This is a genomic window from Streptomyces sp. DSM 120436 (assembly GCF_055778765.1).
In genome coordinates this window covers 18713-41218 of the sequence record NZ_JBSKBS010000002.1, presented here as the reverse complement: position 1 = coordinate 41218, position 22506 = coordinate 18713, and the positions used below count along the sequence as shown (strand labels likewise).

The 22506-nt window shown below is 71.1% G+C and carries 18 protein-coding genes and 6 pseudogenes; 6 read left to right on the top strand and 18 right to left on the bottom strand.

The window, feature by feature from the left end:
* Positions 1-14: 14 nt before the first annotated feature.
* Positions 15-353 (bottom strand): NucA/NucB deoxyribonuclease domain-containing protein, encoded by a 339-nt coding sequence (locus ACWH4W_RS21885; protein WP_473077580.1) that lies wholly within the window; start codon positions 351-353, stop codon positions 15-17.
* A gap of 89 nt (positions 354-442) precedes the next feature.
* Here ACWH4W_RS21885 and ACWH4W_RS21880 point away from each other — a divergent pair.
* A pseudogene (locus ACWH4W_RS21880) lies at positions 443-1694 on the top strand (IS3 family transposase).
* 302 nt (positions 1695-1996) lie between these two features.
* On the opposite strand, the gene ACWH4W_RS21875 reads toward ACWH4W_RS21880, so the two are convergent.
* Positions 1997-3271 (bottom strand): ricin-type beta-trefoil lectin domain protein, encoded by a 1275-nt coding sequence (locus ACWH4W_RS21875; protein WP_473077579.1) that lies wholly within the window; start codon positions 3269-3271, stop codon positions 1997-1999.
* A 659-nt stretch (positions 3272-3930) separates the two neighbouring features.
* Positions 3931-4311: a recombinase family protein gene (locus ACWH4W_RS21870; RefSeq protein ID WP_473077578.1), complete on the bottom strand. Its 381-nt coding sequence runs from the start codon at positions 4309-4311 to the stop codon at positions 3931-3933.
* A 343-nt stretch (positions 4312-4654) separates the two neighbouring features.
* On the opposite strand from ACWH4W_RS21870, the gene ACWH4W_RS21865 reads away from it, so the two are divergent.
* A complete protein-coding gene (locus ACWH4W_RS21865; RefSeq protein WP_473077577.1) occupies positions 4655-4801 on the top strand; it encodes a hypothetical protein in 147 nt (48 codons plus the stop codon).
* Between the two features lie 96 nt (positions 4802-4897).
* A pseudogene (locus ACWH4W_RS21860) lies at positions 4898-5125 on the top strand (DUF6207 family protein).
* A 98-nt stretch (positions 5126-5223) separates the two neighbouring features.
* Here ACWH4W_RS21860 and ACWH4W_RS21855 read toward each other — a convergent pair.
* The 10 genes and pseudogenes from ACWH4W_RS21855 to ACWH4W_RS21810 all read right to left on the bottom strand — a co-directional run.
* Positions 5224-5646 (bottom strand): annotated as a pseudogene (locus ACWH4W_RS21855) (ISAzo13-like element transposase-related protein); the annotation flags it as partial.
* Positions 5647-5715: 69 nt separating this feature from the next.
* Positions 5716-6390, bottom strand: coding sequence for a LysE family translocator (locus ACWH4W_RS21850; protein WP_473077576.1), 675 nt, complete (start codon positions 6388-6390; stop codon positions 5716-5718).
* A 77-nt stretch (positions 6391-6467) separates the two neighbouring features.
* Positions 6468-7727, bottom strand: coding sequence for an aspartate aminotransferase family protein (locus tag ACWH4W_RS21845; protein ID WP_473077575.1), 1260 nt, complete (start codon positions 7725-7727; stop codon positions 6468-6470).
* Positions 7728-7833: 106 nt separating this feature from the next.
* Positions 7834-8337, bottom strand: a complete 504-nt coding sequence (locus tag ACWH4W_RS21840) for a flavin reductase family protein (RefSeq protein WP_473077574.1) — start codon at positions 8335-8337, stop codon at positions 7834-7836.
* Position 8338: 1 nt separating this feature from the next.
* Positions 8339-9961 carry an amino acid adenylation domain-containing protein gene (locus ACWH4W_RS21835; RefSeq protein ID WP_473077573.1) on the bottom strand — a complete coding sequence of 541 codons (1623 nt, stop codon included), beginning with the start codon at positions 9959-9961 and terminating at the stop codon, positions 8339-8341.
* Between the two features lie 5 nt (positions 9962-9966).
* Complete coding sequence (locus tag ACWH4W_RS21830) at positions 9967-10980, bottom strand: hypothetical protein (protein WP_473077572.1); 1014 nt, start codon at positions 10978-10980, stop codon at positions 9967-9969.
* Positions 10970-11920 carry a 4'-phosphopantetheinyl transferase family protein gene (locus ACWH4W_RS21825; RefSeq protein WP_473077571.1) on the bottom strand — a complete coding sequence of 317 codons (951 nt, stop codon included), beginning with the start codon at positions 11918-11920 and terminating at the stop codon, positions 10970-10972. The genes ACWH4W_RS21830 and ACWH4W_RS21825 overlap by 11 nt, the downstream gene beginning before the upstream one ends.
* Positions 11913-13082 carry an acyl-CoA dehydrogenase family protein gene (locus tag ACWH4W_RS21820; RefSeq protein WP_473077570.1) on the bottom strand — a complete coding sequence of 390 codons (1170 nt, stop codon included), beginning with the start codon at positions 13080-13082 and terminating at the stop codon, positions 11913-11915. The genes ACWH4W_RS21825 and ACWH4W_RS21820 overlap by 8 nt, the downstream gene beginning before the upstream one ends.
* Complete coding sequence (locus ACWH4W_RS21815; protein WP_359751172.1) at positions 13079-13336, bottom strand: acyl carrier protein; 258 nt, start codon at positions 13334-13336, stop codon at positions 13079-13081. Before ACWH4W_RS21815 ends, ACWH4W_RS21820 begins: the two co-directional genes overlap by 4 nt.
* Before the next feature lie 256 nt (positions 13337-13592).
* A complete protein-coding gene (locus ACWH4W_RS21810; RefSeq protein WP_387760327.1) occupies positions 13593-14816 on the bottom strand; it encodes an IS701 family transposase in 1224 nt (407 codons plus the stop codon).
* A 382-nt stretch (positions 14817-15198) separates the two neighbouring features.
* On the opposite strand from ACWH4W_RS21810, the gene ACWH4W_RS21805 reads away from it, so the two are divergent.
* Complete coding sequence (locus tag ACWH4W_RS21805; protein WP_290010296.1) at positions 15199-15843, top strand: LuxR C-terminal-related transcriptional regulator; 645 nt, start codon at positions 15199-15201, stop codon at positions 15841-15843.
* 89 nt (positions 15844-15932) lie between these two features.
* Here ACWH4W_RS21805 and trxA read toward each other — a convergent pair whose 3' ends face one another.
* The 3 genes and pseudogenes from trxA to ACWH4W_RS21790 all read right to left on the bottom strand — a co-directional run bounded on the left by trxA (position 15933) and on the right by ACWH4W_RS21790 (position 19368).
* Positions 15933-16307 carry a thioredoxin gene (gene trxA, locus ACWH4W_RS21800; RefSeq protein ID WP_365423527.1) on the bottom strand — a complete coding sequence of 125 codons (375 nt, stop codon included), beginning with the start codon at positions 16305-16307 and terminating at the stop codon, positions 15933-15935.
* Positions 16308-16974: 667 nt separating this feature from the next.
* Positions 16975-18540 (bottom strand): annotated as a pseudogene (locus ACWH4W_RS21795) (ISL3 family transposase).
* Positions 18541-18584: 44 nt separating this feature from the next.
* Positions 18585-19368: pseudogene (locus ACWH4W_RS21790) on the bottom strand (transposase).
* A 303-nt stretch (positions 19369-19671) separates the two neighbouring features.
* On the opposite strand from ACWH4W_RS21790, the gene ACWH4W_RS21785 reads away from it, so the two are divergent.
* A complete protein-coding gene (locus ACWH4W_RS21785) occupies positions 19672-20217 on the top strand; it encodes a hypothetical protein (RefSeq protein WP_473074983.1) in 546 nt (181 codons plus the stop codon).
* Here the strand turns inward: ACWH4W_RS21785 and ACWH4W_RS21780 are convergent.
* Complete coding sequence (locus ACWH4W_RS21780; protein ID WP_473074984.1) at positions 20174-20965, bottom strand: IS5 family transposase; 792 nt, start codon at positions 20963-20965, stop codon at positions 20174-20176. The two genes, ACWH4W_RS21785 and ACWH4W_RS21780, sit on opposite strands and share 44 nt — an antisense overlap.
* Positions 20966-21229: 264 nt before the next feature.
* Between ACWH4W_RS21780 and ACWH4W_RS21775 the strand changes: the two are divergent.
* Positions 21230-21718, top strand: a pseudogene (locus ACWH4W_RS21775) (transposase); the annotation flags it as partial.
* 85 nt (positions 21719-21803) lie between these two features.
* On the opposite strand, the gene ACWH4W_RS21770 reads toward ACWH4W_RS21775, so the two are convergent.
* Positions 21804-22472 carry a 4'-phosphopantetheinyl transferase family protein gene (locus tag ACWH4W_RS21770; RefSeq protein WP_030587758.1) on the bottom strand — a complete coding sequence of 223 codons (669 nt, stop codon included), beginning with the start codon at positions 22470-22472 and terminating at the stop codon, positions 21804-21806.
* Positions 22473-22506 lie beyond the last annotated feature (34 nt).

Here is a 22506-nt window from a genome sequence, read left to right as displayed (position 1 = left end):
CATGTTAGGGGCTGTTACTGGACGATCCACACGTGAAACTCGTCATCCTTCAGGACGCGGTTCTCGTTGTAGAAGATGCGTAGATCGTCACGCCCGGCGGCGGTGTTTTCATCACCGGGGATCATGCATGCGCTCCAGCCGGGGCCGGTGCGGCTGGTGAGGGAATTGATCTGGCACCAGCCGAACGTTCGCCTGAGCTGAGGGTTGCTGGTGGCGCCCTCATTGGTCGAGGCGAAGGGGTACTCGTCGCAGGTGTATCCGGCAGGTCGCGGATAGCCGCCGGGCCTGTCTGCCCAGGGGCATGCTGTGCTGCGGTTGGCTCTGATTGCACTGTCATCGGTCAGCCGCGTCAACGGCTGACCATCCGGGTACGCGCCAGGCAGCCCGGACACCTGAACCGTTCCGGGTTCGGTAGGGACTCGATCGTTGAGAGGATCGAGTCATGGCACGTCCTTCCCAGTACCCGCTTGAGCTGTGCCGTCGTGCGGTGCGCATGGTCGCCGAGGTGCGGCCCGACTACGACACCGAGTGGGCCGCGATGAAAGCGGTCGCCCAGAAGCTGGGCATCGGCACGACCGAGACCCTGCGCAGTGGGTACGGCAGGACCAGATCGACGCCGGCACCCGGCCGGGCACCACGACGGAGGAATCCGCCGAGCTGAAGCGGCTGAAGAAGGAGAACGCCGAGCTCAAGCGGGCGAACGAGATCCTCAAAGCCGCGGCGTCTTTCTTCGCGGCCGAGCTCGACCGGCCACACACACGCTCGTAGCCTTCATCAACGAGCACAAGGACCGCTTCGGCGGTGTCGAGCCGATCTGCCGGGTCCTCACCGACCACGACTGCAAGATCGCCCCTGCCACCTATTACGCCCACCACAAACGCCGGACCGCGCCGTCCGCCAGGACCGTGCGGGACGCCGAGCTGAAGGAGCACATCAGCGAGGTCTTCGAGGTCAACTACCGCGTCTACGGGGCCAGGAAGATCTGACGGGAGCTGAACCGGCAGGGCCAGGCCGTGGCCCGCTGCACCGTCGAACGCCTGATGCGCGAGCTCGGCATCACCGGTGCCGTCCGCGGCCGGCGCGTGATCACCACGCTTCCCGGCGGCCAGGCCGGGCGGGCTCCCGACCTCGTCGACCGCGACTTCGTCGCCGGCGCCCCGAACCGCTGCTGGGTCGCGGACTTCACCCACGTGAAGGCCTGGGCAGGTGTCGTCCACGTCGCCTTCGTCGTGGACACCTTCTCCCGCCGGATCGTCGGCTGGTCGGCGGCCACCGTGAAGGAAACGGTCTTCGTGCTGGGTGCCCTGGAGATGGCGATCTGGCAGCGCGACCGTGACCAACATCCCCTTCAGCCAGGCGAGTTGATCCATCACTCCGATGCCGGGTCGCAGTACACGAGTTTCCGGCTCGCCGGCCACCTGGAGGCCGTCGGCATCGCCGCCTCCATCGGATCGGCCGGCGACGCCTACGACAACGCCCTGACGGAGAGCACGATCGGGCTGTTCAAGACCGAACTGATCAAGCCCCGACGGCCGTGGAAGACGCTGTCCGACATCGAGCTCGCCACCGCCGAGTACATCGACTGGTACAACCACCGACGACTCCACGGTGAGACAGGCCACATCCCGCCCGTCGAATACGAGACCACCCACTACCTCGCAACCACGAAACCCCAGGTCACACCCAACAACTGAGATTTCTACCGAACCCGGAACGGTTCAGCCTGCCCCACCTGCCACCGTGACATACCCACACCCATACGAACCTGACCAAGCCCTACTAGGACTCGGACACAAACGAAGCAATGACCTCGTCGGACTCTGTTCGTTCCTGGTGGTTCGACCGGCGCTTCCGGGTGCCCCCGTCCGGAACGACCCGGTCGCGCCACGGACGTGCATCCGTCTCCCCACAGCCGGAGGGTGCCTCACGGCACCCCGTACGGCGCCGGTCCGCGGCGGTGAGGAGTCACCGGCGCGGGAGCGCCCGGGGGACGGGATCAGCCGCGCCGCCAGGTCTGGTTGGCGGTGCCGGTGCAGGGCCACAGCTTGACCGGCGTGCCGTCGGCCTCCTTGCCCCACCACACGTCGACGCACTTGTCGCCGGCCTTGAGCGACACCAGGTCCTCGGTGCTGTTGATCTTAAACTTCTGTCCGCTCGACCCGTCGCACCGCTGCAGCAGGACGGCCGTTTCCTTCTCCACCGACCCGCCGTCCAGCCCCATGCACAGGTCCTCACCGATGCGCAGGGTCCTGTCGGTGTCGTGGAAGGACCAGGTCTGGGTGCCTGCCGAGGCTCCACAGGGCTGGATGGCCAGCTCCGCCCCGGCCCTGCGGGAGCTCGCGGTGAGGCACTTGCCGGTGTCGGCGCTGACGATCCGGGCGGTGGCGACGGTGACCGTCGTGTCCGCCTTCCTCTCGGCCTGCCGGACCGGCTCCTTCGCCGCGTCCTCCTCCTTCCTCCCCTCCGTGACGGCCTGCGGGCTTGCGCCGGTGACGGAGCCGGAGCCCTCCGGGGACGCCTTGCCGTCGTCCTTCGCCTCCTCCTTGCCGTCCTCCGCCCTCCTCCCGTCCTTCTCGTCGCCGCCTTCCCCGCCCTTCGACGAGTCCGCCGGAGCGTCGTCCTTCGAGGGCTCCGCGGCATAGACGCCCGGCTGCTGCTGTTCCTCCTGACCGTCGAGCAGCGCCCGGGAGTCGGCAGCCGCGTCGGCTCGTCCCCCGGGTCGCTCGTCGCGGTCGTCACCGGCCATGACCAGCAGCGGTACGGCGAGCAGGATCACCCCGGCGATCCCTGCGGCGGCCAGCACGGGGGCCTTCGGCCGTCCCGGCGCGCCGTCGCCGTCGCCGCTTTCCCTCCCGGCCCCGCGGGCGCCGCCGAGTGCGGCAGCCAGTCCGGACGAGGAGGCTGCGGTACGGGCCGACGTGGCGGTGCTCGCCGCCGTCTCCGGCCGTTCCCCGCGGTCCGTGCCCGGTTCCGCGGCCCCTTCCCGCGCCTTCGGCCCGTTCGCGGCCGAGGCCGTCCCGGCCCCGGCCGTGGCGGTGGAGGGGGTTTCCGTCCCGCCCCGGCCGGTCCCGTCGGCCCTCGCGGCGCCTTCGGTGGCGGCGGCGGTGGCGCTCGCGGTGGCCGCGCCGCGGCGCGGGGCGGGCCGCAGCACGGCCTGCTCCACGTCGTCGCCCACCGGGGACAGCACCACCGCGCGACGGACCGGTGACCCGCCGTCGGTGCCGGCCGGACGGGCGGACTCGCCGCCGGCCGGCCTGTTCTGCCGTGACATTGCTCGTTCTCCTTCGGTCTCACGGTTGTCTGCCGCATGGCGGCCGCACACTCGCGGCGCCCTGCGGCCGGGGCGCGGTGCCGGGTGCGGACCGCCCCGGGCCTCTCCCGGCGGGACGGGCACGACACGGTCCGGGGCGATCGCCCCCTCAGCGCCCGGCGGTCGGCTGTCCGCCCGGCCGGGGAGGTACGGCTCCGGGCCGCAGGGGAACGGATGGGCCGGCCCCGTGCCGGCCCCGTTCCCGCCGAGCACCACAGCGCGCGGGGCGCCGCGTCCTCGCCTCCACGACGACGGAATCGGATCGGTTCACGGCCACTGCGGCACCATAGTGGGGTCAGATGACCGGCAAGGCGTCCGGGACGTCACCCCACCGGCCCCCGCGTGTCTCCTCCTGGTCATCTTCTCGCCGTCGCACGGCACGCCGACGGGTCCCGCCGGTGGCGTGACCGGGGCCGCGACGGCCTCGGCGCCCACCGGGCGGCACTGGCGACGACCAGCACGAGGACGGCGGTGGGGAAGGGCCGGGCGGCGGTGCCGTACCGGTGTCCTGACTGCACGGGATCTCCTTGGGAACGGGCGACTCGTCGTGAGCCGACTCCGTCACTGCTTGGCGCCGGAGTCCTAGCCCGGACACCAGGGAACAAGTAACCCACCGGTAGCTATCTCGGCTTCATGGCCGCGCTCTTCTTCGGTTGGCGTGGGACGGTCTTGGTCTTGTTGAGGTGTCCATACACCGTGGAGCGGGGCACGCCGAACATGTCGGCGATCTGCTGGACGGTCTTCTCCCGCTCGTCGTAGAGCCGCTGGGCGAGCGCGGCCTGGTCCTCGGTGAGCCTCGGTCGGCGGCCGCCGACCCGGCCGCGGGCCCGGGCGGAGGCGAACCCGTCATTGGTGTTCGCCACGATCAGCTCGCGCTGAAGCTCGGCGAGCACCGACAGCATGCCGAACATCGCCCGTCCCTCCACGGTGGCAGTGCCGATGCCCTGCTCGATGACGTGCAGCCCGATGCTGCGCTCGCGCAGGTCCGCGCCGAGGGTCACCGGCCTCGGGGAAACTTCAGCCCGACCTTGACCCCTTGTCCACCTCTGCTACCGCCCCGACCACGGCCGTGTTTCTCCTTGACCGGGTCCGCTACCAGCCACGGTCAGACCGCGGACAAGGGGGTCGGTTGCACGCTGCTCCCTCGAGTCCCCGCCCACCAGGGCGGCCCGAAGTGAAGGAGCCACTGCGATGACCACGCACCGACCCCCGGCAGGCGCCCGGCGCGCCCGTTCCGACCACGGGCCCGACCTACTTGTGCTCTCTCCGGGGGGCGGTGGGCGACCCAGTCCGGATCGCGTACGGGGGCCGGCACCTACGCCTCGGTGGCTAGGGACGCGCATCATGCGCAAACTGGTGCGCGGCGCGGTGACGGCGCGGACCAGGACGACAACGGCCTGCCGTGAGGCGTCGCCCCGCACCTACGTCCCGGCGGCGCGCTCCGAGCTGCGCCAGCTGGTCCGCGCCCGCGGAGCCGTCCAGGCCGCGTGACGCAGCGCGCACCCATCCGCTACCCCGAGGCGGGTCTCGCTCGGGTGAATCCGGTCCCTGACGAGAACCCCCCAGCCTGAAGGCGTCGTGCTGGTCATGGAAGCGATCAACGATGCGCATGTGTCCGAGCCCGGTCTGGTCGTGGTTGATGTCGCCGCTGCGGGTGATGAGACCGCCCTCGCGTTTCACGCGGCGCTGGAGGCGTGATGGGCGACGACGTCGGTGGAGCGCACCACCTGGGATGCCGGTCAGACGGGTGTGAGGCTGCGCTGTTACCTCGACCTGCGGCAGCCGCTGTCCGGGCCCGGCGGGGGAGGGGCCTGATGGTGCGCTGGTGGGTGGCTACCGCGCGAGGGTGACTTCGACCGGGAGGTTGGGACAGCTCGTGGTGGCCTGGGTCAGGGTGTTGCGTTCGGCGTCGTGGTGTCGTGGTCGGTGCCGACGTTGATCCAGCCGGTGTTGGCCGCCAGGTCGTAGATGTCATAAGGGATGGCTTTGCCCAGCTACGGGTCGGCGAGGTCATGGACACGTACCGGCACCGGGTCGCCCGTCGGCCGCCAGGAACGGCCCGGATAGTGGAAGTCGCCGACCAGCTCCTTTCTCTTGGTGTCCACGCTGATCACCGGCTGGTCGGCGTCCCGGTGTTTGCGTGCTTGCTCGTTGAGATACCGGAACTGGGCATCCCTGTCGGCATGCTGACTTCCCTCGAGCGTCTTGGCGTTGGTCTGCAGCCGGAAGCCCTCCTGGCGCAACAGACCGGCGACGGCGTCGGCACCGACCCGGTGTCCCTGACGGGTCAGCGCGGCCGCCAGCGTGCGGGTCGACGTCGCCGCTCGCGTCGGGGTGTATCCCCGGTACAGGTCCGGGAGCCGGCAGCGGCCATGGAGGGTGTCGGTCGATGCGGCTGGGTCGTGTCAGGTGGTCGCGGCGACGCCGATGCCGATGGCGATGAACAGCCAGCCGGTGGTCAGCTCCCAGCGGTGGCGGACCTTCGGACGGGCGAGAAGGGCACCCAGACGTGCGGCGACGGTGACGAGGGCGAACCAGTAGACGACGCCGATGACGACGTCGAGGATGCCGAGGAAGAAGATCTGCCGGGTCATCGAGCCCCCGCCGTCCACGAACTGGGGCAGGATGCTGAGGAAGAACAGTGCCGCCTTGGGGTTGAGCACGTTGGTGAGGAACCCCTGGGTGAAGCCGGCCCGCCACCGGTGCGGTTCCGGCTCGCCCCGAGGTGAGGGGGACGGGGCCGGACCGTCCTGGGGATCGCTACCCGTCTCCCGTCCGTGCGTCCGCTCGCGGGCGGACCGCCGGGTCGCCAAGACCGCCCGCACCCCCAGGTAGACCAGGTAGGCGGCGCCCAGGAGCTTGATGGCGTCGTACACCAGGGGGGAGCGGGCGGCGATCACCGACAGTCCGGCCGCCGCGGCGAGCATGTGCACGCACAGCCCGGCCTGCGCGCCGAGCGCCGCCGCCCGTCCCTTCGCCGGGTGCTCGGTCGCCGACCGCACCACCACGAGGAAGTCCGGCCCGGGCACCACGTACGCCACCAGGACGACGCCGAGGAAGCCGACGAGGTCGACCGACATCCGCTCTCCGTTCATCGGGCCCGTCGGCCGGTGCGCCGCCGGGGAATTGGTCCGGGAGCCGAAGCGTCCCCGCCCTGTCAGGCCGCCAGCGTCCGCACGCCGGCCACCGAGGCGACGGCCGCGTCGAGTGTGTCGAGGCCGTGGGCGAGTTGCTCGTCGGTCACGGTCAGCGGCGGCAGGAGCTTGGCCACCTCGTCGTGCGGCCCGGCCGTCTCGAGCAGCAGACCGCTCCGGTAGGCAGCGTCGCACACCTCGCGGGCCGCGCCCGGACGGTCGAAGGGCAGCGCCCAGGCCAGCCCCAGGCCGCGCGGCGCGGGCAGTCCGTACCGGTGGGCGGTCCGCGCGAGGGCGCCGCCCACCCGCTCGCCCAGGGCGGCGGTCCTGGCCTCCAGTGCGCCGTCGGACCAGAACAGCTCCAGCGTCCGGGCGGCGGTGACGAACGCCGGGTTGTAGCCGCGGAAGGTGCCGTTGTGCTCGCCGGGCTTCCACACGTCGTACTCGGGGCGCAGCAGCGTCAGGGCCATGGGCATCCCGTACCCGCTGAGGGACTTGGACAGGCAGACGAGGTCGGGGACGATCCCGGCCCGCTCGAAGGAGAAGAACGGGCCGGTGCGCCCGCAACCCATCTGGATGTCGTCCACGATCAGCAGTGCGCCGTGGTCCTGAGCCCAGGACGCGAGCGTGCGCAGCCATACGGGGCGGGCCGGGTTGACTCCGCCCTCGCCCTGGACGGTCTCCACCACCACGGCCGCCATCGGTGCGTGTGCGGCGGCGGTGTCCAGCGACCGGACGAGCACGGCCACCGCGCGCTCCTCGTCCTGCGCAGGGTCGTCGAAGGGCAGCGGCACGGTGTGGGGCAGCGGGACGCCCGCCCCGGCGCGCTTGGTCGGATTGGCGGTGACCGCCAGCGACCCGAGGGTCATCCCGTGGAAGCCGCGGTCGAAGTAGGCGACGGCGTGCCGCCCGGTGACCTTCCGGGCGAGCTTGAGCGCGGCCTCGACCGCGTTGGTGCCGCCCGGCCCGGGGAACTGGACGCGGTAGTCCAGGCCGCGCGGCACGAGGACCAGGTCCCGGAACCGCTCAAGGAAGGCGCGCTTGGCTGTGGTGTTCATGTCGAGGCCGTGGGTGACGCCGTCGCCGGACAGGTACTCCAGCAGCGACGCCTTCAGCTCGGGCGGGTTGTGCCCGTAGTTGAGCGCGCCTGCCCCGGCGAAGAAGTCGAGGTAGGACCGTCCGGACTCATCGCGCAGCAGGGCGCCGTGTCCGGTGGTGAACACGGTGGGCCAGGCCCGGCTGTAGCTGCGGACCTCTGATTCCATGGTGCCGAAGACGCTCATGTTCATCCCTGTCAGACGTGGGTGCGGGGGGGCGTGCGGGGCGGTCCACCGCGGTCGGCCATGACGCGGTGGGACCGGGGCCGGTGCGGCTGCCGGGGACGCAAGGTCAGCGGGCCACGGCGTGCGGGTGGCGCTGGTAGAGCACCGCGGCCTGGGCGGCGAGGTCGTGCGCGGTCCACAGGGCCCGGCCGATCAGCAGGGTGTGGTCGAACGCGGTGGGCGCCTGGTCGAGTCGGCACACCACAGTGGCGGCCGTACCCTCCAGCACCGGGCAGCCCTCCTCGTCCCGGTGGGCGACGCCCTCGAAGCGCTCCGCCGCCGGCCGTCGGGCGAAGCGGTCGATCAGGTCCCGCTGCTGCCAGCTCAGGATGTTGACGGCGAAGAGGCCGTGGTCGAGTGCCTGCCGTACGGTGCGGCCGCCGCTGGCGAGGGAGACGAGCAGCGAGGGCGGCTCGGTGGACAGCGAGAGCACAGCGCTCGCGGTGCAGCCGACGGGCCCTTCGGAGCCGTTGGTCGTGATCACGGCGACGCCGGTGGCGAGCTGCGCCATGGCGGTGCAGAACTCCTCACGGCAGGGCAGCGGGGTGCGGGTGGCGGTGGTCACGGTCACGTCACCGGGTTCCTTCCGGGGAGGGGGTGCGGGGGACGCCGGCGGCGGTCCGGTCCGCGGGGGTGCGCAGGGGAGTGCGGAGCGCGGCCCGCCGTGCCGTGTCCAGGGCGGCGACGACGGCCCCGCGGTCGGTCTTGCCGTTGAGGTTGAGCGGCAGCTCCGGCAGACGCAGCAGGGTGCGCGGCACCATGTGGGTGGGCAGCCGTTCCTGCAACGCATCCAACAGGGGCGCCGGATCGGGGGCGTCCCCGGTGTAGACCGCCTGCAGGACGGGCGTGGACCGGTCGGTACGGGCCACCACGACCGCGTCGGTGACACCGGGACGTGCGCGCAGGGCCTCCTCGACCTCGCCCAGCTCGACACGGTAGCCACTGATCTTGACCTGGCTGTCGAGGCGGCCCAGGTGCACCAGGCCGTCGCCGTCCCGGGCCACCCGGTCTCCGGTCCGGTACCAGTTGGCGTCGGCCAGCGGCCCGCCCTCGTAGGGGATCAGGCCCGTGCCGGGCTCGCCCGCGGCGAACCGGCCCGGGTCGTCCGCCGGGTCCAGGTAGCCGGGGAAGCGCTGTGCGCCGCGCACCAGGAGTTCGCCCTCCTCGGCGGGGCGCAGCCGCTCGTCCACCACCAGCGTCTCGGCGCCCGGGTGGGCGGTCCCGATGGGAACGGTGCCGTTCGCGGTGCGCGGCCAGTGGGCCGGGTCGGCGGGAAGGCGGTAGCCGGTGCAGGTGACGGTCAGCTCGGTGGGGCCGTAGAGGTTCTCCAGGCGGGCGCCCGGAGCGGCCGCGGCGAAGGCCCCGGCCTGCCGAGCGGTGAGCGGCTCACCAGCGAAGGCGGCGTAGCGCAGGGTCGGCACCGAGTCCGGCGCCAACCGCCGCAACCGGGCGGCGAGCGAGACCACCGACGGCACGGAGAACCAGTGGGTCAGCCCGTGCCGCGCCACGAAGCCGGCCGGGTCCATCAGTTCGTCCCGGGTGGGTACGACGAGGGCCGCCCCGGTGCTCCAGGCCACGAACATGTCGAAGACCGACGGGTCGAAGGTCAGGTCGAAGCTCTGCGACAGCCGGCTCTCCGGCCCGGCCCCGGTCCGCTCGACGGCGTGGTCCAGGTAGGCGTCGGTGTTGGCGTGCCGGATCACCACGCCCTTGGGCCGGCCGGTGGAACCCGACGTGAACAGGATGTACGCGGTGTCCTGCGGGCCCGGGCCGGCAAGATTCCGCGGGCCGGGGCCGTCGGCGGGGTCGGTGAGGGCCACCGGGACGAGCGGCGCGGCCCGGCCCGCCGGGTCGGCGTCGCTCCGCGCGTCGGTCAGCACCAGCGTCGCGCCGGCCTGCCGTACGACGGTCTCGTTGCGGCCCGGCGGGGCGGCCGGATTCAGGGGCACCACCGCGGCCCCCAGCCGCTGCACGGCCAGGTAGGAGGCGTACGTGACGGGGGTGCGCACCGCCAGCAGAGCGACCCGGCGGGGCGGCGGTCCGTCGGCGCACAGCCGGCCGGCGAGCGCCTCGGCGCGGGCGCGCAACTCGGCGTAGGTCAGCGTGGTGGATCCGGCGGTGAGTGCCGGCCGGTCGGGATGGCGGTCGGCCGTACGGGCGAAGCGGTCCCACAGGGTGAGCGCGGACGTCGGCATCGGGCTCATCCTCCCTGCCGCGCGTAGGACCGGGCGGCCGGCCGGGTGGGGACGCCGTAGCCGTGGGCCGCGCGGATCGGCGAGGCCGCCTCCTCGAGGTCCGCCAGCGCGGTGAACGCGCCGCTGACCAGCGAGGGCCGCGGTCGGCCGCGGCGCGCCGAGTTGGCGGCGAAGCGGAGTATCCGGGGCAGCTCCCGCCATTTGGCGGTGGTGGCGTCGAGGGCCCGCCGTTCCTCCGGGGCGAGCGCGGTTCCCGCAGCGGCCGTCAGGTGGGCGTCGCGGAACACGTGGTGCTGAGCTGCCGCCCACACGTCCTGCAGCACGCCCCGCGAGGCGTCGGCGGCCAAGTCGGCCAGCAGGAGCCGCGCGCTCTCCTCCAGGGCGGCGGATCCGGTCAGCCAGGGCCCGCCGGGCAGCCGCTCCTCGGTGGTCCCCTCCTCCTCGGCCAGCCACTGGTACGTCTCGTGCGGCGGCGCCGCGACCGGGAAACCGAAGGCCAGGGCGTTGCGGGTGCGGTGCACCTCCGACAGCCCGTGCGGGAAGGCCAGCAGCGCGGTGAACTCCGCCGCGGACAGCTCTCCGGAGAACGGCTCCTGGGAGCCGCCGCTGCTGAACAGGGCGGTGAAGGCGTCCGTCAGGTGCCAGTCGCCGTCCGGTGTGCGGCCGTCCACCACGACGAGATGTGGTGCGTGGTCGTCGGCCGCGCCGGACAGCCACGGCAGTGCGCCGCTGTCGGCGACCACCAGGACCCTGCCGCGCCGGGCCAGTTCGGCCGCGATGCCGGTGAGGGCCGTGCCGGCGTCGGGGGCGCCCCGGTAGCCGAGCCGCCGCCCGCCGGGCAGGTTGTTCAGGGCCCGGTCGTGGTGGGAGAAGGCGCCGGTGACCGGGTCCACCGCGAGCCGCACGGAGCGGGCCAGCAGGGCGGTGGAGCCGGCGCTGCGGGCGCACAGGTAGGCGGCGAGGTTCTCCGTGTAGCAGCTCAGGCCCGCACTGGCGGGGGCGACGGGATCAGTGGGCATCGATGTCCTCCACGAGAAGGGGGTGTCCGCGGCGGGTCCGCGTTCCCGCCGGGGGGAACGGGGCGGCGGGCGGTCGGCGCCCGTCGGGTCCGCACGCGGCGCCGGAACCGGCCCGCGCCGGGCCGTACGCGCAGGCGAGGGCGCCCGCTCCGGCGCCCGCCGAGGGCGGCCAGGGCAACCGGCGCCAGCGCAGTCCTTTCCAGGAGCCGGCCGCCTCGTCCGGGTTGGCGCGTACCCGCCAGGGCGCGCCGGACAGACCGGTGCCGCGCGCCTTCACGCACGCCTCCTGCACGGTCCACACGCGGGCGAAGGCGTCGGCGGACCGGTCGGACGGTAGGCCCGCCAGCCGTGCCGCCGTCCGCGCCGGGCAGCAGCGCCGCAGCATGCCGGGGGAGGGCGGCACGGGCACCTGGACGTCGACGCCGATGTCCAGCCCGACGCCGACGGCGGCCGCCACGTACGGGCCGCTGTGGGAGACGCTCACCCCCAGGCGGGGCGAGCCGGGCAGCCGGGGCCGGCCGGCCGGTTCGGGGACCACCGGCCCGCGGGCGACCGTCTCACCCGCAGGCGCGGCGAGGAGCATCCGCAGCAACGCCCGGCCGGCCAGGTGCTCCCGGGCCCGCCAGTGCGCCATCGCGGCGGCCGCCCGGTGCTCCTCGGGCCGCAACCGGTCCAGGGCCGCGGGTGTCGCCAGCACCCGGTCCACGCGGTCCAGGACGACGGTGACGCCCGGCGCGGGCGCCCACAGGCCGACGACCGGGAGGGGCCCCGGCGCGGTCGCCGAGGGCCGTGCACCGGCCGAACCGCCGGTGGGCGATGTGAGGGTCGGACGGCTGCCGGGCCGCCTGCTGGCCGGACGACCGACGGGCCGGGTGACCGTCGCGCGGGGGGTCGCGGAGCCGGAGCCGGTCTCGGGCTCGGCCGACAGGGCGTCAGACAAGGGTCGTCTCCTGGTCCAGCAGGCTCAACGAGCCGTTGGCCAGGTGCAGCCGGTCGTTGCCGTAGTTCAGCGACGCGGACCGCAGGTCGCGCAGGGCGCGTTCCAGCGCGAGCGGCTGGTTGCGCAGATAGCCGTGGCGCAGACCCACCAGCTCGATCAGCTCTTCCACGGCGGCCGGGCACAGCTCGGAGGCCGTTACCTTCAGGGCGTTGACCAGCAACTGCCAGGGCGCGCCGCCGCGCTCCCGTTCGGAGAGCGTGCCGTAGACGTCGGCGGCGTGACTCAGCATGGCCTGCACGGTGTCGAGGCGTTGGCGTGCCCGGGACAGCCGGACCAGCAGCAGTTCGCTCTTGAGGTCCCGGCGGCGCCGCTCCTCGGGGCTGCGCAGGAACCGCAGCGTGCGGGAGAGCGCACCGGCCGCCGTCCCCAGCCAGCAGGCGCTCCAGCCGAGGTGGGCCAGCGGGGCGAAGACGTCGACGGTGACCCGGCGGAAGTCGCCGTGCGCGCCGACGACCTGGTCGTGGGGCACCGCCCCGGTGAAGCGCATCGGCACGCTGTGGGTGCCCCGCATGCCCATCGGGTCCCAGCCGCCGAGGACCTGCACGTCGAGCTGGTCCCGTTCGGCGTAGACCAGCGACACCTGCCCGTCCGAGGTGGCGCCGGGGGCGAGGGCGGTGATCAGGTAGGCGTCGGCGTGCGCGCCGCCGGTGACGATCGGTGCCATCCGGTCCAGCTCGACGAGGTCGCCCGCACGCCGTGTGCCGGTCTGTGAGCTGAGCAGGTGCCCGCCCTTGCCGGCCTCGGTGGTGACCGACCCCAGGTACAGATCGCCCCGGGCCACCTTCGGCAGCACCCGCTCGCGCAGATCCTCGGAGGCGTGGTGCACCAGCGCCGCCACCTGCTGGCCGTGCATGGCGAACACCATGGCGGCCGACATGTCCTGACGGGACATCAGCTGGGAGACGGCCAGCAGGTCGGGGACGGTACCGTCCAGCCCGCCATAGCGGGCCGGAACCAGTAGGCCGAGGAGTCCCGAGGCCCGCATCGCGGTGAGGCCCTCCAGCGGGAAGGACGCCTTCTCGTCGGTCTCGGCCGCGTGCCGCTCGACCGTGGCGAGTACCGGCGCCAGGCGCTCGGCCAGCGCGGGGTCAAGGGCCCTCACCGGGCGTCCGCCAGGGCGGCGGAGCGCGCGCTCTCCACGGCCGCCCACAGGGTGCCAGCGGTCTCGAAGTTGGCGTCGGTGAGCTGGTCGTCGGGGAGAGTCACCCCGCAGTTGTCCTCCAGGTCGAAGACGAGGTCGATGGCCTGCATAGAGTTCAGCCCCAGGTCGCGCAGCCGGTCGTCGGAGCGCAGCTCCTGGTCGGCGGCGAGGTAGCGCAGGTGGGGGCGGAGGGTGTCGGTGAAGGCCTGGTCCATGGTGGTCTCTCCTGTCAGAGGGGGTTGTACGCGGAGGGCGCGAGTCCTAGTACTCCAGCAGGACTTCGCTGTCTGACCTGGTCTTTCGCCGGGTGGCGGGAGTGTAGCGGGACTCCGGTCGTGCGGGGGTGGTCTCACGGAGACCGCCCCTCGATCGTGCGACAACGCCGCAGGTAGTGACAGCGGCGGGCAACTGCTTGGCGTCGGCGGCGCCAGTTCGACCAGCTCAGCGCGTGATGTCGTCCGCGGTGTCCCCTCAGGTGCGGGGGTCGGGCACGACAAGCTGCCAGGAGTCGCCGAACCTCCGCCACTGTGAGCTCAATGACCCCGGCCGCCCCACCGGTTGCGCCCCTTTTTCCCAGGGCTGGTGTGCCGTGGCGGCCAGGAAGGCGTGCGCGAGCATGGCCAGAGTGATGTGCCGATACCAGCCCACGTAGCGGCGGACTTCGTACTGGTCCAGGCCGCATTCGTTCTTTGCGGCCTGGAAGCACTCCTCGATCGCCCAGCGTGTCCCGGCGACCCGCACCAGCTCCTGGACCGTGGTCTCCAGGGGCGTGTAGGCGAGGTAGTAGGCGATCTCGTCGGGTTTGCTGATGCTGCGCCGGGCCAGTGCCCATCGCATCCGGTGGGGGACCTCGCCCTGGTAGTCGAACTCGGTGACGGCCGGCAGCCGCACTGCTGCCCAGTGGTAGACGCGGGGCCCCTTCGCGCCATTGCCGCATGAGATCTTCTCCCATGCCTCGTTGGGGGCTTGCGCGAACAGACCCTCAATCCGTGAACAGCCCACGCTGAATTGGGACTTGGGGACGGCCAGCACGTAGCCGACACCCGACTGTTCCAGCAGCCGGCGGAATCGGTTGTCCTGACCGTAGGCGGAATCCGCGGTGACCCAGGCGATGGGCAGCGGCGAGGCGAGGGCCCGCAGCACCATGTGCCGGGCCAGTTCGCCCTTGGTGGCGAACTCCCTCTCGTCGGGGATCCTTGCGGTGCGGCAGCGTTCCCGGTCCTCGGTCCAGGACTTCGGGAGGTAGAGCTCGCGGTCGACCAGGGCCCGGCCGCGGGCAGAGGCATAGGCGGCGAAGACGCCGATCTGGCAGTTCTCGGTCCGGCCGGCGGTGCCGGAGTACTGGCGCTGAACCCCGGCGGAAGTGGTGCCCTTCTTGATGAACCCGGTGTCGTCGATGATCAGCACGCCGTCGTTCTCGCCGAGCTTGCCGGCGACGTACTCCTGCAGGTCATCGCGGATGTCATCAGGCTCCCACTTCGATCCGGCGAGGAGGTGCTGCAGGCCGTCGGGCGTGCGATGGCCGGCCTGTTCGGCCAACTGCCAGCTGTTCTTGCGGGCCACCGGGGCGAGCAGCCCGCGCACGTAGTCACGCATGCGGCGGCGGAGCTCGACTCGGCCGAAGCGGTGCCCGATGGTCAGGAAGAGATCGTCCAGTTCGAGGTCCCACTGCGCGGCGGCATACTCGGTGATCACCCTCGGAGGCTGCCCCGCCGCTGTCACTACCTGCGGCGTTGTCGCACGATCGAGGGGCGGTCTCCGTGAGACCACCCCCGCACGACCGAAGTCCCGCTACACTCCCGCCACCCGGCGAAAGACCAGGTCAGACAGCGAAGTCCTGCTGGAGTACTAGGCGGGACCGGCCCGCCGCCGCGGGGGAGCACACCCCCGTGCCGGTGGTGGAGCGGGCTCCACCGGCAGCGGTGCGGCCGGTTGCCTGGCGGGGCGCCCGCCGGTACCGCGCGGGTTTCCCGGTGCGGCGGGTCCCCGGGCCGGCCGCCCGGGGCCGGGTAACCTCCTGTTCCGGTTTCCGGCCGTACCTTCCGTCCGGGACGGCCACGACCGTGAGGGAGCTGCCGTGCGCGTGGTGATAGCCGAGGACAACGCCCTGCTCCGGGAGGGGCTGGTGCTGCTGCTGGCGTCGGCTGGGCACGAGGTGGCGGCCGTCGCCGGTGCCGGGCCGGAAATCCTGCCGGCCCTGCTGGAGCACCGCCCGGACGTGGCCGTGCTCGACGTGCGGATGCCGCCGGGCTTCCGCGACGAGGGGCTGCGGGCCGCTCTGGAGGCCAGGGTCAGGATCCCCGGACTGCCGGTGCTGGTGCTCTCGCAGTACGTGGAGGAGACCTACGCCGCCGAGCTGCTGGAGGGCGGCGCCGGCGGGGTCGGCTACCTGCTGAAGGACCGGGTGGGCCGCGTGGACGAGTTCCTGGAGGCGCTGGAGCGTGTCGCGGGCGGCGGCACGGCCCTGGATTCGGAGGTGGTCGGCGAGTTGCTGACGCGCCGGCGCGGCTCGCCGCTGGACTCCCTGACCCCGCGCGAGAGGGAGGTCCTGAAGCTCATGGCCGAGGGGCACGACAACGCCACCATCGCCAGGACGCTCGTCATCACGGAGCGCTCGGTCAGCAAGCACATCGGCAACGTCTTCCTGAAGCTCGGCCTGCCCCAGAGCGACAGCGGCCACCGCCGGGTGCTCGCGGTACTGGCCTACCTGAACAACCGGTGAGCGTCCGGTCCGGCCGGTGGGGCACCGCACCGGCCGTCCGTACGGGCCCGGCGGGTGCCGGGCGGGTGCTTCCCCCGCCTCAGTCCCCCTCAGCCCTCGTCGCCGGACTGCTGGGCGGCGACGGAGGCGTGCACCTCCTCCATGTCCAGCCCCCGGACGGCGTCGATCACCTGCTCCAGGGCCTGGGCGGGCAGGGCGCCGGGCTGGGCGAAGACGAGGACACCCTCGCGGAAGGCCATCGGCGTGGGGATCGAGGTGACGTCCGCGGCGGCGGCCAGGGCCTGCTCCGCCTCGGTGTCGACCTTGCCGAAGACGATGTCGGAGTGGGCCTCGGAGACCTTCTCGTAGACGGGGGCGAACATCCGGCACGAACCGCACCAGGAGGCCCAGAAGTCGACGAGGACGATGTCGTTCTCGTTGACCGTCCTCTCGAAGTCCGTGGCGGTCAGAGCGACGGTGCTCATGCGTGGGTCCTTCCGTTGGGTCCGGAGAGGGGTCTGTCAAACGAACGGCTCTGTCTCACATTCGGTGGTGACGGACAGTAATGGCGGTGACGGGCAGACCATCGATCAAGAACCCGCAGGCCCGCGCACCACAGCAGTCGCTCTCTGGGGGGCCGACCGATCAGCTCGGCGTCTGTCCGTGAGAGCGTGGCGCGACAGACTCATCGACTCCGATGCGCCGCCAGCCGCATCGAAACATCGAGGTCAGAGCACCGACCGCACCCTCTGCAAGGCAGAGGTGCCCCATGCTCACAATCTGTCACCACCGAATGTGAGACAGAGCCGAACGTGGATCAGGCACAAATTCCGTGAGCGAGTGGTGCCTGGGGTTCTTCTGATCGGCAGACTGAAGCCATGCAGGTAGGAAACGTTGCCGGGATTCAAGCTGTCCGGCTCGGGACGACAGTTGGGGCGGTCGCCGTGGCACCGCTCTTGTTGGTTGCTGGGGCTCCGGTGCGCCATCGTTTGCTGCGTCATCTCTATCGCGAGGATGGGCCGGGACTTGCGAACAAAGAGCAAGGCTGGGTGAGTTCGTGGTACTTCGTGGTAAATAACTCGCTCGTCTTGGCTCTCTGCCAGCCGTCGGAGTACGTACTCCAGCGAGCACCGTCTTGCCTGAGCAGGTTCGTCATCGGACGGCGGTGAGAAGTACCCGCTTGCGGAGTAGTGGAAGCTTGGCTCGGCCGAACATCTGGCGTTTGATCATCTTGATGTGATTGACCCGACCTTCCACCGGGCCGGAGTTCCAGCAGGTGGTCAGGCCCTGAACGACAGCGTCCCAGTCCTGCTCCAGGCCATGGCTGAACGTGTGCAGGCCGGGAAGATCCTCGGTGCGGGTGGCGGTGATCCAGTCTTTGAGGTGCTGGCCGGAGCGTGTGGTGAGGATCTCGGCGAAGGTGCGGACATGCCCATGGACGGCGGTCAGTTCCGGGCACTGGACAAGGACAGCGGTGAACTGCCGGCGTTCTTCGTCGCCCAGGTGCTCGGGGTGCCGCATCATCCAGCCGGTGACCTGACGGACGCTTGGAGGTGCGGGAGCGACAACCCGGATGCGTCGGCGACGCCGCGGCCGCAGGTAGTCGCTGATGGTCTGATAGCCGCCGCGGTAGCCGAGGTCCTGGAGCTCGGCGTGCAGACGGATCGCGTTGATGGCTCCTTCCGCCCAGCGTTTGTCCAGGTGAGCTTTGTAAGGATCGAGCTGGCTGGGCCGGGGCTAACGCCGTCCGGTCAGTAATTCTTCGGGGGTCTCGGCGCGGGCGGTGCGGCGTACGGTGTTGCCGCCCATGTGCAGTTCCCGGACGATCTCGCGGATGCCGTGCCCCTGGGCCAGCAGTGCGTGCACGGTTGCATGGCGTTCGCGAATACGGATCTCGATGGGCGACATTTCCTTCTCGACGCCCGCGTGATCAACAACGGTGTCGTTCGGCATGCCCTCGGTGATGGCGGTCGCCTTCAAGCAGTTGTCGTGGCGGCGCACGTCGCGTTCGACGGCGGTGCCGAGGTTCTGCCAGAGGTGGAAACGGTCGGCGACCTGGATCGCGTTCGGGGCACCGGTGCGGGCACCCTCGGCGTAAGAACCGGCCCGGTCGCGGCAGATGATCTCGGAGCCGGGACGTTCCCGCAGCCAGCCGGCCAGGGTCGCAGCGTCACGACCGGGCAGCAGATCGAGTGGTCGGCGGGTCTCGCAGTCGATGAGCACGGTGCCGTAATGCTGTCCGCGGCGGGTGGCGAAGTCATCGACGCCCAGCACCTTGGGAACAGACCAGGCCGGGTCGGGTATGGCCATGATCGCCCGAAGTAGTGTCGCCCGACTCACCGGTGCGTGCAGGGCAGCGGCAAGACGGCTCCCGGCCCGGCCGGCCAGCGCGACGGCGACAGCCTCCAGAACTCGCTGGGCGGCAGGTGTGCGGCGGCCGTAGCGAACGGTCAGCCCGTCGACCTGCTCGGCGAACGTACGCCGCGGACAACGAGTGTTCTCGCAGTACAGCCGTCGCACCGTCAACTCGATCAGCACCGGCCGATCTCCAACCGGCCTGTCGGCAAGGCGCCTTCCATACGTGCTGTGCACTCGGTTGGACATCACCGCGCATCCAGGGCAGGCCACCTCAGCCTCCCGGGTTCGCGCCCTCAGGCGAATCACCCCGCAGTCGAAGAGCACATTCTCCAGCTGTACCCCGCTGAGGTGCGGAAACAGGTCACCGACGAAGTCATCACACCGCCCTACGGTCCCAGAAGACGCTACGTCACCGAGACCGAACGCCGCTGATCGCCCTCACGGAATTTGTGCCTGATCCTCATTCTCATGAACAGAGCCATCATCCGGTTGGGACTGCAGCGGGCTCTGCGGAAGATGCGCCAGGACTTCAGTCGCGCGACGCTTCGTTCGACGGGTGCTCGTGCCGCTGCCAGGGCCCGGTTGATCGTCCGCTGGGTCGGGTTGAGGTCCTGGTGCGGAAGTCGTCTGATCGGTGTGGTCACCCATGGGCCGGCGCCGATGTAGGCGCGGTCGGCGACGATCGGGCACGCCTTGGCGTTCGCAGATGCGGATGATGCGGTGGGTGCGGGCTGCGGTCAGGTCGTGGGTACGGCCGGGCAGGGCGGGCGAGATCCACAGCAGGTTGCCCGCGGGATCGGTGATGACCTGCACGTTCACGCCGTGGCGGCGGTGCTTGTGGGAGAAGTCGGCCCGGCTGTCGCCGACCCGGTCGCACTCGGCGAGCGTTCCGTCGAGCAGGACGTGATCGGGATCGGCTTCCCGCAGGACCCGCAGCAGTCCGGGCGCCCGGCGGGCGAGGTGGTCGACGACGGCGGTGACGTAGGCGTGGGCGGTGCCGACAGATATGCCGAAGCCGGCGGCGATCTGCGTGAGCGGGTCGTGTCGGCGGAGGTAGATCAGGGCGACGAGAGCACGCTGGTGAGGCGGGAGCTTGCAGCGGCGGTCACCCTCACGGGTGACGATGAGCATGGTGACCCACTCGACCAGGGCGTGAGGCAGGTCGAGTGAGGCAGGACAGGGAACCAACGAGGCTCCTGCGCTGATGAGTTGAGACGCCGAACACCTCTCTCAACGGCACAGGAGCTTCGTGCGTTGCGGGACGCCGACCGGTCACCCGATCAGTGGCCACTCTGAAAGAGCTCAGTCGCTGGCCAGGCCCCATGCATCGAGCCCGCCGTAGATATGGGCCCTCAAGCAGTGGGGGGCGCTGAAGCCTGAGTAGGTGTTGTCGTACCGAACCTGAGACCGGTGTTTTCGCTGGTCAGGCATAGGTTTGGTGCTCCCGTGGGAGGGGTGGCCTGTCGTGTCATCGTTCCTGGGAGGTCGTGGATGCCGTCGGTCGTGGGGTTGCTCGAGCAGCGCGAGCTGGGTGCTCGCCGTCGTGTGGACGAGCTGCGGGAGGAGGCCGACCGCGTCCAGGCCGAGCTGGCCGTGGCGGAGCGGGAATGGAAGGAGTGGGTCATCGCCCGCTCGCGGGTCGGCGAGGTGCTGGGTCCGGTGGACGAAACCGCAGATCACGCACGGACCGAACGGGTGATGCCGGCGCAAGGGCAGGCAGAGGAGGCATCGCCAGCGTCGACGGCAGCAAAGCCGAAGGCGCAGGTGCCGGTGTGGCGCGAGGGGCTGGACGCGACCGTGCTGTCGATGGACTACCAGCGCATCCTGCAGGCCCTCGCGGACCGGCATCGCCTCCGTCAAGGGCCGCTTACCTGCCAGGAAATGGCCGTCTTGTTCGGCCTGGACGCGGTGCCGTCGAAGGTGGAGGCGCTCAGGTCGAAGGCGAAACGCCTGGTCGCGCGGGGCTGGCTGGCCGAGCGTCAGCCGGGCCGGTTCACGCTTGCGCGGAACGTGAGCGGGTCAGACGGCGGGTCATGATCATGGTCATCGACCAGTAGACCATCGCCTCGGCGCTGGTCGTGCGGCGTTCGTAGTCGCGGACCAGGCGACGGCTTCGCATCAGATGGGCGAAGAGCCGCTCGACGATCCACCGCTTGGGCAGCACCACGAAACCGCGTATGTCGTCGCTGCGTTTGACGATCGCCAAGACCAGGGCGAACACGGCCAGGCAGTGCTCGACGAGGCTGCCGGTGTAGCCGCCGTCGGCCCAGACCAGCTCCAGCCGGTGGCGGGCGTCGGCCACCTGGGCGAGCAGCGCCTTCCCGGCGGCACGGTCTCCGATGTCCGCGCTCGTGACCATGACGCCCAGCAGCAGGCCGAGGGTGTCGACCATGACGTGCCGCTTGCGTCCGTTGATCAGCTTGCCGCCGTCGAAGCCACGGCTGTCGGCGCCGACGACGGCGTCCGCCTTGATGGACTGCGAGTCGATCACACCGGCCGTCGGCTCCACATCCCTGCCCGCCTTCTGGCGGACCCGGTCGCGCAGCCGGTCGTGGAACTCCCTGACCAGCACGTGGTCGCGCCAGCGGCGGAAGAACGCGTAGACCCGGTCCCACGGCGGGAAGTCGGCCGGCATCGCCCGCCACTTGACGCCGTTGTCCACGAGATAGCGGATCGCGTCCAGTATCGCCCGGTGGCAGTACGCCTCCGGCTGTCCGCCCCGGCCCCGCATCCAGCCCGGCACCGGCAGCAGCGGCCGGACCACAGCCCACTCCGCGTCCGCCATGTCCGAGGGATACCGCCGAACACGTTCCGGGTGATCGGCCGCATTCCCGAACCGGTGAGCGACACAATCACAGGACGGAGCAGCCGACTTGAACTCCACCGGCGTGAGCACGTACAACTGCGGCAACAGGGTCTCCTGGATCTCGGTTGGCTTCGCAACCCCGAGCTACCAAGAGGCCCTGCCTTCATGCCCACGGCCAGTCGCGATCACCCGATCGAGACTCCCGTTCGACGCCCACCCCTCAAGATCGGAACGACAACAGCTTCTTACATCGAGGGTGTCTCCACTCGGTCGGTCAACGACCTGGTCAAAGCCCTGGGGGTGGACACGGGGACGTCCAAGTGCGAGGTCTCCCGGATCTGCGCTGCCCTGGACGAGCCGTTGACCGCGTTCCGCACCAGGCTGCTGGACCGCGCCCGCTTCCCCTACATCTACCTCGACGTCACCTACTGCAAGGCTTGGGGCCACCACCAGATCGCCTCCCGGGCCGTGGCCATCGCGACCGGCATCACCGAGGACGGCGGCCGGGAGGTCCTCGGCGTGGTCCTGAAGGACGCCGGCGAGATGGTCGCCGCGACGATCCGCACGATCTTCGCCCAGCCCAGCCAGAGCGTGGTGAGGGCCCAGGTCGATACCGTCACCGACATGCTCGGCAGCCAGTTCCCACGGGCAAACAGATGCTGCTGGAAGCCAAGGACGACCTGACCGCCTTGGCTGATCCAGTCGACGAACCCGCTGGAGCGGATCAACCGGCCGAGCACATGCCCGCCCTGGCTGACACGACTGAGGGCCGCGAGTGATCACGCCGGGGGTTTTCCGGCGTGGCTGGTGGGGTTCGTCATGCGGGCCACGGCACGGTGACGGCGGTGACGACGTGTCGAGCGTCACCCCCGGCGTGCCAGCGTCCGGTGAACCGGCTGATCCGGTCTCCGGCGACAATTGGTCCGGGCACGGTCAGGTCGGCCGTGAAGGTGTGACGTTCCGGATCGGGCGTGATGATGCATTCCGTGAAGTCCAGCCAGCGGCCGGTCAATGGGAACCACGCTTTGTAAACGCTCTCTTTCGCGCTGAACAGCAGCCGGTCCCAGTGTATGCGAGGGTGGGTGACGGCCAGCCGGGTCAGGGCTATTCGCTCCTCGGGGAGCGCGGTCAGCTTTTCCACGCCGTCGGGCAGAGCGGCGTGCGGCTCGGCGTCAATCCCGATCGAGGCGAATGTGGCGCGATGAGCTACCGCCGCCGCTCGGTAGCCGTCACAGTGCGTCATGCTGCCGATCACTCCGTTCGGCCACTGCGGTGCACCCTTGGGGCCCGGCAGGATCGGTCCGGGGGGCACTCCAATCCGTCTCAGCGCGGTGCGTGCGCAGAGACGGACGGCGGCGAACTCGCGGCGGCGCTTGTCGACTGCGCGGGCCACGACGGCAGCCTCCTGCGGGTGCAGGTCGATGTGCAGTGGGTCGGTGAACAGCTCGGAAACGGCGACACCGGATGGAAGGAGGGCGTTCAGCAATCCGGTGTCGTCGGCTCCGGTGGTCACGGGTGAC

Bases quoted from the DNA above. Each gene is read 5' to 3' on its own strand.
- ACWH4W_RS21875 (WP_473077579.1), bottom strand. From the start codon at position 3,271: ATGTCACGGCAGAACAGGCCGGCCGGCGGCGAGTCCGCCCGTCCGGCC.
- ACWH4W_RS21865 (WP_473077577.1), top strand. From the start codon at position 4,655: ATGCGCAAACTGGTGCGCGGCGCGGTGACGGCGCGGACCAGGACGACA.
- ACWH4W_RS21850 (WP_473077576.1), bottom strand. From the start codon at position 6,390: ATGTCGGTCGACCTCGTCGGCTTCCTCGGCGTCGTCCTGGTGGCGTAC.
- ACWH4W_RS21845 (WP_473077575.1), bottom strand. From the start codon at position 7,727: ATGAGCGTCTTCGGCACCATGGAATCAGAGGTCCGCAGCTACAGCCGG.
- ACWH4W_RS21835 (WP_473077573.1), bottom strand. From the start codon at position 9,961: ATGCCGACGTCCGCGCTCACCCTGTGGGACCGCTTCGCCCGTACGGCC.
- ACWH4W_RS21830 (WP_473077572.1), bottom strand. From the start codon at position 10,980: ATGCCCACTGATCCCGTCGCCCCCGCCAGTGCGGGCCTGAGCTGCTAC.
- ACWH4W_RS21815 (WP_359751172.1), bottom strand. From the start codon at position 13,336: ATGGACCAGGCCTTCACCGACACCCTCCGCCCCCACCTGCGCTACCTC.
- trxA (WP_365423527.1), bottom strand. From the start codon at position 16,307: ATGAGCACCGTCGCTCTGACCGCCACGGACTTCGAGAGGACGGTCAAC.
- ACWH4W_RS21785 (WP_473074983.1), top strand. From the start codon at position 19,672: ATGCCGTCGGTCGTGGGGTTGCTCGAGCAGCGCGAGCTGGGTGCTCGC.
- ACWH4W_RS21780 (WP_473074984.1), bottom strand. From the start codon at position 20,965: ATGGCGGACGCGGAGTGGGCTGTGGTCCGGCCGCTGCTGCCGGTGCCG.